Annotated in this window: 11 protein-coding genes and 1 pseudogene; 5 read left to right on the top strand and 7 right to left on the bottom strand. The window is 53.6% G+C overall.

What is annotated here, in order from left to right:
* Positions 1 to 67 precede the first annotated feature (67 nt).
* From ACRBCU_RS07015 to typA, 4 genes are all read left to right on the top strand, one after another.
* Positions 68 to 1,243, top strand: coding sequence for a pyridoxal phosphate-dependent aminotransferase (locus ACRBCU_RS07015; protein ID WP_431364660.1), 1,176 nt, complete (start codon positions 68 to 70; stop codon positions 1,241 to 1,243).
* Between the two features lie 48 nt (positions 1,244 to 1,291).
* Positions 1,292 to 2,113: a TPM domain-containing protein gene (locus ACRBCU_RS07010; RefSeq protein WP_431364659.1), complete on the top strand. Its 822-nt coding sequence runs from the start codon at positions 1,292 to 1,294 to the stop codon at positions 2,111 to 2,113.
* 216 nt (positions 2,114 to 2,329) lie between these two features.
* A complete protein-coding gene (locus ACRBCU_RS07005) occupies positions 2,330 to 3,871 on the top strand; it encodes a trimethylamine methyltransferase family protein (RefSeq protein WP_431364658.1) in 1,542 nt (513 codons plus the stop codon).
* Positions 3,872 to 3,994: 123 nt separating this feature from the next.
* Positions 3,995 to 5,818, top strand: a complete 1,824-nt coding sequence (gene typA, locus ACRBCU_RS07000; protein WP_431364657.1) for a translational GTPase TypA — start codon at positions 3,995 to 3,997, stop codon at positions 5,816 to 5,818.
* 106 nt (positions 5,819 to 5,924) lie between these two features.
* Here typA and ACRBCU_RS06995 read toward each other — a convergent pair whose 3' ends face one another.
* From ACRBCU_RS06995 to recA, 4 genes are all read right to left on the bottom strand, one after another.
* Positions 5,925 to 6,197: a hypothetical protein gene (locus ACRBCU_RS06995; protein ID WP_431364656.1), complete on the bottom strand. Its 273-nt coding sequence runs from the start codon at positions 6,195 to 6,197 to the stop codon at positions 5,925 to 5,927.
* Positions 6,198 to 6,605: 408 nt separating this feature from the next.
* Complete coding sequence (locus tag ACRBCU_RS06990; protein WP_431364655.1) at positions 6,606 to 6,899, bottom strand: DUF1330 domain-containing protein; 294 nt, start codon at positions 6,897 to 6,899, stop codon at positions 6,606 to 6,608.
* A 3-nt stretch (positions 6,900 to 6,902) separates the two neighbouring features.
* On the bottom strand, positions 6,903 to 9,566 hold the full coding sequence (gene alaS / locus ACRBCU_RS06985; RefSeq protein ID WP_431364654.1) for an alanine--tRNA ligase: 2,664 nt from the start codon (positions 9,564 to 9,566) through the stop codon (positions 6,903 to 6,905).
* A gap of 161 nt (positions 9,567 to 9,727) precedes the next feature.
* Complete coding sequence (recA, locus tag ACRBCU_RS06980; RefSeq protein WP_431364653.1) at positions 9,728 to 10,807, bottom strand: recombinase RecA; 1,080 nt, start codon at positions 10,805 to 10,807, stop codon at positions 9,728 to 9,730.
* A gap of 176 nt (positions 10,808 to 10,983) precedes the next feature.
* Here recA and ACRBCU_RS06975 point away from each other — a divergent pair, with 176 nt between their 5' ends.
* Complete coding sequence (locus ACRBCU_RS06975) at positions 10,984 to 11,586, top strand: gamma-glutamyl kinase (protein WP_431364652.1); 603 nt, start codon at positions 10,984 to 10,986, stop codon at positions 11,584 to 11,586.
* Here the strand turns inward: ACRBCU_RS06975 and ACRBCU_RS06970 are convergent.
* From ACRBCU_RS06970 to ACRBCU_RS06960, 3 genes and pseudogenes are all read right to left on the bottom strand, one after another.
* Complete coding sequence (locus ACRBCU_RS06970) at positions 11,583 to 13,874, bottom strand: ATP-binding protein (protein ID WP_431364651.1); 2,292 nt, start codon at positions 13,872 to 13,874, stop codon at positions 11,583 to 11,585. The two genes, ACRBCU_RS06975 and ACRBCU_RS06970, sit on opposite strands and share 4 nt — an antisense overlap.
* A gap of 98 nt (positions 13,875 to 13,972) precedes the next feature.
* A complete protein-coding gene (locus tag ACRBCU_RS06965; protein WP_431364650.1) occupies positions 13,973 to 15,154 on the bottom strand; it encodes an RsmB/NOP family class I SAM-dependent RNA methyltransferase in 1,182 nt (393 codons plus the stop codon).
* Positions 15,155 to 15,163: 9 nt separating this feature from the next.
* A pseudogene (locus ACRBCU_RS06960) lies at positions 15,164 to 15,588 on the bottom strand (IMP dehydrogenase); the annotation flags it as partial.

The following is a 15,588-nucleotide window of genomic DNA, read 5'->3' as shown; positions in this document are numbered from 1 at the left end:
GCGTCCAGACGTGTTGACGAATCTCGCGCGCCGCGTCCAAGTGGGCGTCTGTTGCAAGGAGATCGCAATGCCAGTTCTGTCACCGAGATTGACCAATATCACGCCCAGCGGATCCGACGGTTGGGAGGTCTTCACGCGCGCCCGTCAAATGATCGCGGGCGGTACGCCTGTGACCGAGTTGACGATTGGCGAGCATGACATTCGCACTGACGCCAGCATCTTGGGTGCGATGGACAAGGCCGCGCGCGGTGGTCACACGGGCTATGCGATGGTACCCGGTATTTTGGCGCTGCGGACCGAGGTTGCGCGCCGCGTTGAGGAGCGCACTGGCGTAGAAACCACGGTTGAAAATGTCCTGATCACTCCCGGTGGACAAGCGGCGCTCTTTGCATCGCATCTTGCGGCCTGCCCCGAAGGGCACAAAGCGCTGTTCATCGATCCTTATTACGCAACCTACCCCGGCACGTTGCGCGGCATTGGCGGCATCGCGACCCCAATCCAAGCCCATGCCGAGGATGGCTTCCAACCGCGCATTGAGGATATCGAGGCAGAGGCGGAAGGCGCGGCGAGCCTTTTGATCAATTCCCCCAACAACCCGACAGGCGTTGTTTACACCCGCGAAACGCTTGAAGGCATCGCAGAGGTTTGCAAACGCCATGACCTCTGGCTCGTTTCTGACGAAGTCTACGACACGCAAGTCTGGGAGGGCGAACATATCTCGCCGCGCGCCCTGCCCGATATGGCCGAGCGCACGCTTGTAGTTGGCTCCATGTCCAAGAGCCATGCGATGACAGGAAGCCGCGTCGGTTGGATCGTTGGACCGAAAGAAGCGATTGCGCATCTGATGAACCTCGCCACACACACGACCTATGGCGTTGCAGGGTTCATTCAGGACGCCGCGCTCTTTGCGCTGCGTCAAGGGCCAGCTTTCGAACGAAAGATCGCCGCCCCGTTCGAGCGCCGCCGCGCAATCGCGGTCGACATTTTAAAACAACAAAACCATGTGCGCCTAATTCCTGCGGATGGCGCGATGTATGTGATGTTGGATATTCGCGAGACGGGTCTAACGGGTGAAGAGTTCGCCAATCGCTTGCTGGACGACGAACACATCGCCGTGATGCCCGGTGAAAGCTTTGGCCAAGCTGCTGCGGGTCATATTCGCGTCGCCATGACGATTGATGATGAGGCTTACGGCGATGCTTTGCGCAGACTTTGCGCTTTTGCGGCGACGCTTTGCGAATAGACTGAATTGCGCTAGTTTTTGGGAATAGAAGCAACGAAAGCAATTTTGATGACACGTATTTTGATGATTTTGGCGCTGGTTTTCTCGGCGAGCACGGCGCTGGCGCAATCCTACCCTGAATACAATTCGATAACCGTGAACGACTACGCGGGGCTTTTGGACGACGCCTCTGACGCGCGGGTTTCTAAGCAACTTGAGAAACTGCGCAAAGATACAGGTGTCGAAATGACAGTGCTTACACTGTCGCGCCAAGACATGTTCGCGCCAAATCAAACGCTAGAGCAATTCGCAACGGGTCTGTTCAATGAATGGGGCATTGGCGACAAGACCAGCAACGACGGTGTGCTCGTAATGATCCTGCGCACAGACCGCGCAATGCGTATCGAGCTTGGCCGTGCATATGGGCGCGATTGGGATCGCGCCGCGGCGCGCGTGATTGATCGCTCTTTCCTGCCTGCCTTTAAAGAGGATCGCTATCAGGACGGCATCGAGGCAGGTGTTACAGATACGATTAACACGATTGTCACTCCCTTCCTTGCCGGAGCCGAGGCCCCCAAAGGAGAGAGCGACAACTGGGTTTGGGCGATAGTTCTTGCCGTGTTCGGCGGCATTGGCGCGCTTATTTTCAAAGACAAATTCGTAAAGCTTAAGAAATGTCCGCAATGCGGGCAAAGGACGTTAGATTTAACGCGCGAAGTTTTGATGAAAGCCACGCGTAAGTCAGGCGGTCACGGCAACAAAATTATCAAATGCTCAAATTGTTCCTTCGAATCTGTAGAGCCCTATTCAACCAGCCGAATTTCTTCTTCCTCAAGCTCTAGCTTTGGCGGCGGCTCATCTGGTGGCGGCGGCGCATCTGGGCGCTGGTAAAGTCTGAAAGCGACGCCTTGTCGCAATTGAAGTAGAATCGCAAAAAAATTGGCTTTTCACTGATCTGCACTGGTCGGAGGAAAGCCCTTGGCGAACTCATCTTGGAAGCTCACGCTGACGCGCGTGACGATTGGAGCGCGGCGTGGCCGTGCGGCGCGCGGGCGCCCTTAGGAAGGTTTCACCCCTTCCCTATTCCAATTGAAAGCCAAGACTATCATGAATGCACAATCCCCTACTCGTCGCTCTGGCGGACGCTCTGCGCGCCGTGAAGCGCGCTCTAGCAAACTTGCCGATCACCTGCGCCCCATCCGCGCTGGGTTGGAAGGTGGGCAATATAAACCGCTCAGCGATATTGATGTAGAGAAAATCCACCAAGCGGCGCTGACGGCGCTTGAGACCATTGGCCTTGCCGATGCGCCTGCCTCTGGCGTTGAAATCCTGACGAATGCAGGTGCTATTCTTGGCGATGACGGACGCATCCGCTTTCCCCGCGCGCTGGTCGAGGATGCCCTCGCGAAGGCCAATCGCGAGGTGACGCTCTACAGTCGCGATGGTCTCAATGATCTCGATCTTTCAGGCCAGCGTGTGCATTACGGCACCGCTGGCGCTGCGGTTCATTTGGTGGATATCGAGGGCCATGAGTACCGCGAAAGCACGCTGCAAGACCTGCACGACGCCGCGCGCATTTGCGACGTGTTGGACAATATCAACTTTGTGCAGCGCCCCATGGTTGCGCGCGATATCCTCGACACGATGGAAGGCGAGTTGAATTCGGTTTACGCCTGCACAAGCGGGACGACAAAACATGTCGGCATATCCTTTTCCGAAGCAAGCATCGTCCCACACGCCGTTGAAATGCTGCATAAAATCGCGGGCGGCAAAGACAAATGGCTCGAGCGCCCGTTTATGTCCAATTCGAACTGCTTTGTTGTTCCGCCGATGAAATTCGCAACAGAATCCTGCGAAGTTATGGAGGCCTGCATTGAGGGCGGCATCCCTGTCTTGCTCTTGTCGGCTGGCATGGCTGGTGCGACGGCCCCCTCGACGATTGCAGGCGCGATCACGCAGGCCTGCGCGGAATGCCTTGCGGGTCTGGTCTATGTGAACGCCATCAAACCCGGCCATCCCGCGATCTTTGGCACATGGCCCTTTGGCCTTGATCTTCGCACGGGCGCAATGACCGTCGGCTCGGGCGAGCAAGCGTTGCTCTCGGCAGGCTGCGCGCAAATGCACGCCTTTTACGGCCTGCCCGGCGGCGCGGCAGGCGGCGCATCGGATTCCAAAATGCCGGACATGCAGGCGGGATGGGAGCAGATGTGCTCTAACGTTATGGCGGGGCTTTCTGGTCTCAACATGGTTTATGAGGCGGCTGGCATGCATTCCTCCCTGCTTGGGTTTTGCCACGAAAGCCTGATCCTCAGCGATGACATTATCGGGCAAGCCATGCGTTGTGTTCGCGGGATCGAAGTGAGTGACGAAACCCTCGCGCTGGATCAAATGGCAGAGGTCTGCATGGGTGGTCCCGGTCACTACCTTGGCACGGAACAAACGCTGGGCCGTATGCAAGCCGATCACGTCTATCCCAGCCTCGGCGATCGCACTTCGCCAAAGGAATGGGCTGAAATTGGCAAACCTGTTCTGATCGAAAAGGCCATCGCCAAGAAAGAAGAAATTCTCGCAACGCGCTCAAAAGCGAGATTCGACGCAGAGCTCGATAGCGACATACGCGCGCATTTTAAGATCTACTTGCCTGCATAACTTAGCGTTTTTTAGCAATAGAACGCTGAGTTTCGCCCCCTCTTAAGAGTAACGCGCTATTTTGCTGGCCTTTTGAGTTGCGTCCCTATAACGGGGGCGCAACTCACTTAAAGGCAGACTCTAATGGACCTTCGCAATATTGCGATTATCGCACACGTTGACCACGGCAAGACGACGCTCGTGGACGAACTTTTGAAGCAATCTGGCGCATTCCGCGAGAACCAAGCCGTTGCAGAACGCGCTATGGACAATGACGCGATCGAGCGCGAGCGCGGCATTACAATTTTCGCAAAACCGACATCGGTTGAGTGGAAAGGCACACGCATCAACATCGTTGATACGCCCGGCCACGCCGACTTTGGCGGCGAGGTTGAACGCATCCTGTCCATGGTTGACGGCGTTGTCCTACTGGTTGACGCGGCTGAAGGCCCGATGCCTCAGACCAAATTTGTGACATCCAAAGCGCTGGCCCTTGGTCTGCGCCCTATCGTTTGCCTTAACAAAGTGGACAAGCAAGACGCCGAGCCTGATCGCGCGCTGGACGAGTGTTTTGATCTCTTCGCCTCGCTCGATGCGAATGACGACCAACTCGACTTCCCACACATGTATGCCTCTGGCCGTAACGGCTGGGCCGACAATGAACTGGACGGTCCGCGCAAAGATCTTTCTGCCTTGTTCGACTTGATCGTGAACCACGTTCCCAAGCCGCGCCAAATCGCGCGCCAAAGCGAAGATTTCCGCATGCTGGCAACAACGCTCGGCTCTGACGCCTTTGTTGGCCGCCTTCTGACGGGCCGCGTTGAAAGCGGTACGCTGAAGGTAGGTGCAACGGTTCAGGCGCTGTCCCGTATTGGCCAAAAGATCGAGCAATTCCGCGTCACGCGTATCCAAGCCTTCCGTGGCCTCTCTGAGCAGGACATCGACGAAGCGCAGGCAGGCGACATTGTTTCCATCGCTGGCATGTCCAAAGCGACGGTTGCGGATACGATCTGCGCATTGGCCGTTGACGAGCCGCTCGATGCACAGCCCATCGATCCGCCCACCATTACAGTAACCTTCGGCATCAACGACAGCCCTCTTGCGGGCCGCGATGGCAAAAAGGTTCAGTCGCGCGTCATTCGTGACCGCTTGATGAAAGAAGCGGAATCCAACGTTGCGATCAAAATCGGTGAAACGCCGGGCGGCGAGGCCTTTGAGGTCTCCGGTCGCGGCGAACTCCAGATGGGTGTTTTGATTGAAAACATGCGCCGCGAGGGTTTTGAGCTCTCGATCTCCCGCCCGCAGGTGATCATGAAAGACGATGCCGACGGTCAGCGCGTTGAGCCGATTGAAGAAGCCACCATTGACGTGGATGACGAATATTCTGGCGCGGTCATCGAAAAACTCACAGGCGCGCGCAAAGGCGAGTTGGTCGAAATGCGCCCCGCTGGCGCTGGCAAGACCCGCATCATCGCGCATGTGCCGTCCCGTGGTCTCATCGGTTATCACGGTGAATTCCTCACGGACACACGCGGCACTGGCGTTCTCAACCGTGTTTTCCACGGCTGGGCACCGCATAAAGGCGCAATCCCGGGCCGGCGCGCAGGTGTTCTGATCTCCATGGAGAACGGTCAATCCGTGGCCTTCGCCCTGTGGAACCTCGAAGATCGCGGCAAAATGTTTATCGGCGCACAAGCTGATGTGTACACTGGCATGATCATCGGCGAGCACAGCCGTGAGAACGATCTGGAAGTGAACCCGCTCAAAGGTAAGAAACTGACCAACGTACGTGCTTCTGGCACGGACGAAGCGGTTCGTTTGACGACGCCAATCACGCTCAGCCTTGAAGAAGCGATTGCTTACATCAACGACGACGAGCTTGTTGAAGTAACGCCAAACGCTGTGCGTCTGCGTAAGCGCTACCTCGACCCGCATGAGCGCAAGCGCCAAGCGCGCGGCAACGCGTAACCACAATCTTTATCTTTCAAACGAGAAAAGCGCGGCAGAGAAATCTGCCGCGCTTTTCGTTTTGGATGACTGCACTGCTCTTAGACGAACAACGCAGACTATTCCTTTAGTGGTGGCACTTTACCTGACGCATTACATAGTGCGCGCCTGTGTTAAGCGTCGCGATCTGACGGTAAACAGGTGGGTAAGAAACCAGCTCGATGCGACCATTGCGGTGCTCGTACTGTTTCTTGCCAGGCTTAACCAATTTGTTTGTGTAATGGTAAGTCGCAGGAACCAGGTGCTTGTCATAGCAAGCTACTGTTTTGCCTTCCCAAGCCATTGCAGGTGCGGCAAAGGCGACAGCTGCTACTACAGCAGAAAATAGGGTCTTTTTCATGAAATCCTCCAGTTTCCCTTCACGTATCTAAAACCTAACGCAAGAAACTTTGGAGCAGCTATAGAGAAAACAGGCCCCAATTCGGGTTCATTAACCAAAACCCCTTATTTTACTTGATATTCGACGAAACTGTGTTTTTTCCGCACCAGTTTTATCAACAGGAAGTTTGCGCAAAAAAGGCGCACTCTTGCCACATTCGAAACAGTGGCGCTAGTCGATTGCGATTGTTTACTTTTTTCAGGGGGACGCGAGAATCGTATTTGCCGAATCGGCCATAGGTTGGATGAATTATCCACAGATCATATCTAGCTTAGACTTGGACTTCTTTGGTCAATTTGTTCTGAAAACTAAAAACACCAGCAGAGAACCGCCAGTGTTTCAGAGCCGATCACAACTTTTCGCTTGGGCTTAGATCTCAGCCTCTTCAACAATCACCAGATCACGTTCAGAGGCGCCGCGCGCAAAATCGAGCGCGGCTTGGTAAGCGTCAGAGTAGTAACAATCGTGTGCGGCTTGCAGGCTAGGAAAACGCGCGACAACGTTGCGTGCGCGATCCCGACCTTCGAGTTGTTCATGTTTGCCTGCGCGCGCAAGAAACACACCGCCATGATCCGCAATCGCACCCGTAGCGCGACTTGCATATTCTTTATACGCCGCTTCGTCCGTGACATGGACATTCGCAATCCAAAGTGCTGTTGGCATTATTTATCCTTCCAAGACTTGCTTCGCCGCAGCAATGGCTGCCTGCGCATTCGCGACGTCCTTGCCGCCGCCCTGCGCCATGTCTGGACGACCGCCGCCACCTTTGCCGCCTAACTCCACGACCGCTGCCTTCACAAGATCGACAGACGAAATTTTGTCTTTGCTATCATCCGTAACACCAGCCGCAACAGCCGCCTTGCCGCCTGCATCAGCGATAAGCAAGACAGCACCAGAGCCAATGCGCGATTTATGCTCATCAATCAGTGCAGGTAGATCCTTGCCAGAGACGCCCGAAAGAACCTGCGCTACAAAGTTGATGCCATTCACGACCTCAGCTTCAGCACCGCCGCCCTGCCCTTGGCCGCCTGCCATCGCCAGTTCGCGGCGCAATTGCGCGACTTCATTGTTCAATGTTTTACGTTCTTCAAGCAACGCTTTGACTCGGGCCGGCACATCGCTCGCCTGCGCTTTGAGATCGTTCGCGACAGTCGCTAAACGCAGATCCTGCGCACGAAGGTGATCAAGAGCAGCTTGGCCAGTCAGTGCTTCAATGCGGCGGATGCCCGCGCTGGACGCACTATCGCCAAGCGCAACAAAGGCACCGATGTCACCCGTTTGACGCACATGCGTGCCGCCGCAAAGTTCAAGCGAATAGGTTTCTCCATTGCTCCCTTTGCCAGAGCCAGCTTGCACGCCCATAGAAACGACCCGCACTTCGTCACCGTATTTTTCACCAAAGAGCGCTTGTGCACCAATCGCGCGCGCATCGTCTGGCGTCATGATCCGTGTTTCAACTGGCGCATTTTGTCGAATGTAGGCGTTAACCTCCTTTTCGACCCCTACCAGTTCTTCTGGCGTGAGCGCCTTTCCGTGAGAAAAGTCGAACCGCAAACGGTCTTCTGCATTCAAAGAGCCACGCTGCGCGACATGATCGCCAAGCGCTGCACGCAATGCTTCATGCAACAGATGGGTCGCGGAGTGGTTCGCCCGAATGGACGAGCGGCGCGCATGATCAACTTCCAGAACAGCCGCGCTGCCCTTCGAAATCTCACCGCTTTCGACGGTCGCTATATGGATAAAGACGCCTTGGCTTTTCTTTGTATCCGTAACCCGAGCGACACCAGCCTCTGTTTTGATCAGACCTTGATCGCCAACTTGGCCACCGCTTTCAGCATAGAATGGCGATTGGTTCAGGATGATTTGAACCTCTTGCCCCTGCTTGGCTGTGTCGGCTTCCGCGCCGTCCATGACAAGCGTCGCAATCAATCCTTCGGCCGTCTCTGTGTCATATCCCAAGAAATCGGTTGCGCCATATGCGTCGGCAACATCAAACCAGATCGCACTATCGGCGGCTTCGCCCGTACCCGACCAAGCGGCCCGCGCTTTGGCCTTTTGCTCGGCCATTGCGGCATCAAAACCATCTGTATCGACTTCACGCCCTTTTTCGCGAAGCGCATCCTGTGTGAGATCGAGCGGGAAACCGTAGGTGTCATATAGCTTGAACGCCGACGCGCCAGGCAGAACGTCACCTTCGGGAAGGCCCGCAAGTTCGTCGTCGAGCAGTTTGAGGCCGCGATCCAACGTCTGCTTGAAACGTGTTTCTTCAAGGCGCAAAGTTTCTTCAATCATCGCTTGCGCCTGCCCAAGCTCGGGGAATGCACCGCCCATTTGGCGCACAAGTGCTGGAACAAGACGATGCATCAACGGATCGCTTGCCCCCAAAAGATGCGCATGACGCATCGCGCGGCGCATAATTCGGCGCAGAACGTACCCGCGTCCGTCATTGGATGGCATAATGCCATCTGCAATCAGGAACGACGTGGAGCGCAAATGATCCGCAATGACGCGGTGATGGGTTTTGCCCGGCCCGTCAGGATCGCTGCTCGTCGCATCCGCGCTCGCCTCGATCAAATTACGCATAAGGTCGGTGTCATAATTGTCGTGTTTGCCTTGCAGCAAAGCGCCAACACGCTCTAACCCCATTCCGGTATCGATACTCTGCATATCGAGCGGCTTCATGGTGCCATCTTCGAATTGCTCGTTTTGCATGAAAACGACGTTCCAGATTTCGATAAACCGATCACCATCCTCTTCAGGGCTGCCGGGAGGGCCACCCCAGATATGCTCGCCATGATCGTAGAAAATTTCGGTGCACGGACCACAGGGCCCCGTAGGCCCCATGCGCCAAAAGTTGTCATCCGTTGGAATGCGAATGATTTTATCGTCAGTTAAACCAGCGACTTTCTTCCAGATTTCCGCTGCCTCGTCATCCGTATGGAAAACCGTTACAAGCAGTTTTTCCTTGGGAATTTGAAATTCTTCTGTCAGCAATTCCCAAGCAAACTTGATCGCGTCTGCTTTAAAATAGTCACCAAAACTGAAGTTGCCGAGCATTTCGAAAAACGTGTGATGGCGCGCAGTGTATCCCACGTTGTCCAAATCGTTGTGCTTACCGCCTGCACGGACACATTTTTGCGACGTCGTTGCACGAGCATAATCGCGTGTTTCTAACCCGGTAAACAGGTTCTTAAATTGCACCATGCCCGAGTTTGCAAAAAGCAAAGTAGGATCATTGCGCGGAACCAGCGGGCTGGATGCCACTACGGCATGCCCCTGTTTTTCAAAGTAATTCAGGAAGGTGGATCGAATATCGTTAAGACTTGCCATTGGACATGCGCCTTTTAGACCGGATTTGCGTTCATGGTGAAATACCCCTCTGCCTCGCAACTGTCCACAGGTTGATCCAAAGCATTAAAAGTGCCGCAGCCCAAACAAACAAAAAGAGCGCTCCCCAAAGGCAGCGCTCTTTTCCAAACTTGACGTCCTGATTACGCTTCGAGGATATCGTCATCCTCTTTTTGCTCGGATTTTGGCATATCAAAATCGAGGCCGTGCGCCGCGCGGATTTTATCTTCGATGTCGTAGGCCATGTGAGAGTTTTCTCTTAGGAAGGTCTTGGCGTTTTCACGTCCCTGCCCGATCCGCTCGTCACCATAGCTAAACCATGATCCAGACTTATCCACGATGCCGGCTTTCACCCCTAGATCAAGCAGCTCGCCCATCTTGGAAATGCCTTCGCCATACATAATATCGAATTCAACTTGCTTGAACGGCGGCGCGACTTTGTTCTTAACCACTTTTACACGCGTGGCGTTACCAACCACTTCATCGCGGTCCTTTAGCGCGCCAATCCGGCGGATATCCAGGCGAACAGATGAATAGAACTTCAACGCGTTACCACCGGTCGTCGTTTCCGGAGAGCCGAACATAACGCCGATCTTCATCCTGATCTGGTTAATGAAAATCACCATACAGTTAGAACGCGCGATCGAGCCCGTAAGCTTGCGCATTGCTTGGCTCATCAAACGGGCGTGAACGCCAACGCTACTATCCCCCATATCTCCTTCGAGTTCGGATTTCGGCGTCAAAGCCGCAACCGAATCAACGACGATCATATTCACAGCGCCTGAACGCACCAGCGTATCGACGATCTCAAGTGCTTGCTCGCCTGTGTCGGGTTGTGAAATCAACAACTCGTCCAGATCAACACCAAGCTTTCGCGCATATTGCGGATCGAGCGCATGTTCTGCGTCGACAAAGGCGCAAACCCCGCCCTTTTTCTGCTCTTCCGCGACCGTATGTAGGGTCAGCGTAGTTTTGCCAGAGCTTTCAGGGCCATAAATCTCAACAATTCGCCCCTTTGGCAGGCCACCGATGCCCAGTGCGATATCCAAACCTAGCGAGCCTGTTGAGGTCGCTTCAATTTGCTGGACGGCGTTTTCATCGCCCAGTTTCATGATCGAACCCTTGCCAAACTGGCGTTCAATTTGCGCCAGCGCACTATCGAGTGCCTTTTGCTTGTCTGCGGTTGCTTTGCTGCTCATGGTCAATAAATCTGCCGTTGCCATTGTGTCTGCCACCTTATTTCACATGCTGCCAAGCGCAGCAATCAGTTCCAATGTTCTTTATTCGTTCACATTTAGATCAAAAAGAGAACAAATCAAGCTGAATCTTCCTGCTGGCAGAATGTCTCGGATCGGTTAAGAATGGGTTTATCAGCGATCAAAAGTTTCGAAAGTCTGCTATGTTGGTGTTTTGGAAAGAAAAATTAGTCTTACTGTCAGTCCCTAAAACAGGAACGACCGCGATAGAGGCAGCCTTGTCCGACAAAGCATCAATGATCGTTTCCGACCCACCCGAATTGAAACACGCTCCCGTCTACCGCTACAACAGATTCTTCCGTCCGATGTTTGAAAAAGCGTGCAAAGCGGAAATGGAAACTTTTGCGATGATGCGAGAACCAATAAGTTGGCTGGGAAGTTGGTATAAATACCGTCAACGCCCCTTTTTAAGCGGGCATCCGAACTCGACCGCTGACATCAGTTTCGACGAATTCGTTCTCGCCTATATGAAGGGAAACAAACCGTCTTTTGCCAACGTAGGATCGCAAGCACGATTTTTGGAGCCCCGACCGAACGGGACTAAAGTAGACCACTTGTTTCGCTACGAAGATCGTGCCGGTTGGACAGGCTTTCTGGAACACCGCCTAAACCGCAAGATTGAGCTTGAGCGCTTGAATGTTTCGTCAGGCAGTTCACCGATTCTTTCGCGTGACGTTGAAACAAAATTCAGACGAAAGATGTCCGAAGAGTTCGATCTATGGCAGAGCATTTCCTCCGGCGGTTAATGTAGTTGGTTCTGAACCGTAGAAGTGAGTTCCGACAGTGAAAATGGTTTCGGTAAGAAAACCGAATTTGGCATATGCGCCTTGTCTCCCTGAAACGCACCTTCCGCATATCCAGAGATAAAAACAACATTCACGTTTGGCCGCGTTACAAGGGCTTTGCTTACCCAAGTTGGGCCATCCATCCCAGGCATCACGACGTCCGTTAGAAAAACATCCACATGCAAGTCAGAGTTTTCAAGTAATTCTAGCGCTTGCTCGGCGGATTCCGCTTCTATGACTTCGAAACCGCGCATGCTTAGGGCTCTTGATGCGAATGCTCTCACTGGCGCTTCATCTTCGACGAGTAAAACAGTCCCTGTACATTGAGTAACCGATCGATTTTGTTCAGCCAGAACTTCCTGTTTTGGTGCTTCTTCTCGCGCTTTACTGGCTGGAAAATACAGAGAAAAGCACGTCCCAATTCCCAACTCGCTTTCCGCGAATATGTAGCCCCCTGTTTGCTTAACGATTCCGTAAGCGGTCGACAGGCCCAAGCCAGTTCCTTCGCCGGTGCGTTTCGTGGTGTAAAAGGGTTCGAATATTTTCTGAAGCGCAACTGGCTCGATGCCTGTGCCAAGATCTCGAACACGTACAACAACGTAGTCACCAGATGGAACAGTTACTCTGTCTCGCCGCATGGGGGCCGTTAGCGCAATATTTTCGGTCTCAATCGTGATTTCGCCACCATCAGGCATCGCATCTCGTGCGTTGACAACAAGGTTCATAATAACTTGCTCCAACTGGCGTTTGTCTGCCCGAACAGGCTGCAACACAGGATCATGAGACAGGGTCAGCACCACTGTTTCACCAATTAACCTATTCAAAAGATGGGTCAAATCGGACAGGGTATCGCGAAGATCCAATTGTTCTGGTTGCAAAGTCTGCTTGCGGGAAAACGCGAGCAATTGGCTCACCAACCCCGCCGCTCTATTCGCATTTTGATGCACTTGCATCAGATCACCATAATCCTGATCGCCCGGATCATGGCGCAGCAACATCAGGTCGCAATGTCCCGAAATCGCAGTCAAAAGATTGTTGAAATCATGAGCAACCCCACCCGCCAACTGACCGATCGCTTGCATTTTCTGGCTTTGCACGAATTGGGCCTCCAAAGACTTCAGCTTAGTTGCGTCGGACAAAACCGCGATGATGCTAACGTCTGTATCATGCTTAACTCGCTTTAGAGCGACTTGGACAAATGTCTCTTTATTTCCCAGTTTAACCCGCAGAAATTCAGGATCTGTCGGTTGATCAGAGTGATTGGCCTTTGAAATCCAATCTTCGAAGTCCAGTCCTGATCCGTCAAAGACATCAAGAAGTGCTCGGCCAACGAGCTGAGATTGATCGAGCAAGACACTTGAGCTTTCATTCGCTTGTGCGATGGTCCCATTTGATGACAACCGCAAAAGCGGCACAGGTAGGTCAAGTAAAGAGAATTCATTGCTCCGCAGCGTACCTTCGACGACCTTTAAAAACATATGGGAACGCTCAAGTGACATTCTTTGCTCGCGCACATGTACATCAATTGCACCGCTGCGGGTTGCGAGTGTTCGAATGCCCGACGGATCAATTGTGCCCGGCAGGAAAAGTCGGTCAAGCGATGTAACGCGTTCTCCGATCAAGTTTTTTGCCGCGGGATTCATGTATAGTATCGTCCCGTTGCGACCAATCGTCAGCATAGCTTCGCCGATTGTTTCGCTGCTTTGAGCCTCGTTTATGTGATCAATGTGCCAAAGCAGAAAAGTGCCCAAACGTTGGACATGGACTTCTAGCGCACTGCCTATTCCGTTGAGGCGCTCTTTCGCCCTGCCCTCTTTGCGCGCATCCCCCTCAAGCCGTCGAACCACACTTGTTGCATTTGGGACCAAGCCGTCAAACAAGGAGGATACGGTTGTAAGGGTGGCAAGACCACGGCTGGATTCTTCTTGAGCGGCGCGATTGTGCCAAATTACTTGCCCCATTGGATCGCTTAACAATGCTGGTCGCGTGTCATTTTCCCCAATCGACCTCACAACTTGCACTTGCGACGTTTCGAGCGATGTTTTTCTTAGCTTCCGAACAATTTGCACGATCCAAACGATCAACAGAACGCTCGCAATGGTTCCCAAAATCAAGCTGGCGGTTCTGGCCTGTATCCAAACAGAAAAGAACAACGCGCTGAGTGCGCAAAGCGGCAACAGAACGTTCTGAATCAATGACGATGCATCAATGGAGGCGCTCGCCCGTCGTTCCATTATTGCGTGAGACACATCAAGCTCCAAGATAGACCTAATCAACGCTCCTAAGGCGAATGTGTTAAGGCTATCCTAAGCTGGAAGAAATACAACTCAAAGATGAGTTAACGCAACTATGAACTCATAATTGCAACGTAGAACCCATCACAATCGTCCAAAGGGCTCCAAGAATGAGACGTGTTTAGCTCAAATTGCGATGAATGATCCAAAAACCGTTTAACTTGATGTTCATTTTCTTCTGCGAAAAGAGAACACGTCGCATAGACCAAGAGACCACCGGGGCGCACCAAGGAACACGCATTGCTTAGCACATCGGATTGCAATTCTACTAACTCTTCGAATCTGTCTGGTGTAATCCGCCATTTCGCGTCGGGACTGCGCCGCCAAGCACCTGAACCCGAACATGGCGCATCGCAGAGAACCACGTCAAAAGGCCCATGTGACGCAAGGGACGCGGTGTTGAGACAGGTTATTTCCACGCCTGCACGCTTTGCACGGATTGGGATGTCTTTCATCCGAGCATCGCTAATGTCGTGAGCAAAAATAGCGGCGGTTCCGCGACTAGCAAGCGCCAAGGCTTTGCCACCGCCGCCTGCGCAGTAGTCCAGCACACGGTGCGCGCCTGACAGCGGGATCGCATCAACCAGCGCTTGACTGCCCGCGTCTTGCAGCTCAACCCTGCCCTCCAAATAGGCTGGGCTATTTTTAACACGGCGCGCGCCCTCAGTGACGCGAAGCGCAGAATTAGAAATCTGGCACACCTCAGCAGAAATGCCGCTGCTCGCCAGCTCTTCCAAAGCATCGCTGCGACTTGATTTGCGGGTATTCACGCGCAAATCGACGCTCGCGCGCTGTCTCAGGGCAGTCGCAATCTCTTTAGCCGTCTCGGGATGCGAAGCCTGTAATTTACTTTGACACCAATCTGGCAGATCCCAAATTTCATCAAATTCTTCGGCTTTGAGACGTACTTCAGCCGAAGCAACTAAGGCTTGTTCGTCTTCACTTAGCGGTGCTGCGGAGTACCCTAGGCCGCTAAAGAGATCGTCAAGAGGTAGGTTTTGATGGGTTGCCAGTCCAATCATCACAGCCCGCCCGCTCAAACCGCCACCAAGAGCGGCAAAACTGTCGCGATTTCGCAATGCATCGAACACATGATCGCGCACCGCCGCGCGATCTTTGGAGCCTGCAAAACGCGAACGTCTCGCCCAGCTCGTCAGCGTTTTTTCAGCAGGCGCGCCCGCAAAAATGTCATCTAAACATTCGATTGCGGCCTGAACGCGCGCTGCTGGAGTCATATTGCGCCCCTATCCGATCCGGTAGTTCGGTGATTCACGGGTGATTTGAACATCGTGCACGTGGCTTTCTTTCAAGCCTGCGCCTGTAATCTTCACAAAGCTACAGTCTTTTCGCATGCTCTCGACCGTTGCGCAGCCTGTGTATCCCATTGCCGCGCGCAAACCGCCGACGAGTTGGTGCACAACTGCATTTGCAGACCCTTTATAGGGCACCTGACCCTCGATTCCTTCGGGCACGAGTTTGTCGCTTGCGGCATCCTTTTGGAAATACCGATCAGCAGACCCCCGCGCCATCGCGCCAAGGCTTCCCATACCACGGTAGCTTTTGAAGCTACGGCCTTGATATAGAATGACTTCTCCCGGGCTTTCGTCGGTACCCGCGATCATTGAGCCAACCATTGCACACGATGCACCCGCCGCAATCGCCTTGGCAA

Origin of the sequence: Planktotalea sp. (genome assembly GCF_050633725.1) — a bacterium.
Lineage (GTDB): Bacteria > Pseudomonadota > Alphaproteobacteria > Rhodobacterales > Rhodobacteraceae > Planktotalea.
The sequence above is the reverse complement of the archived record's forward strand: the minus strand, read 5'-3'. Positions and strand labels throughout refer to the sequence as shown.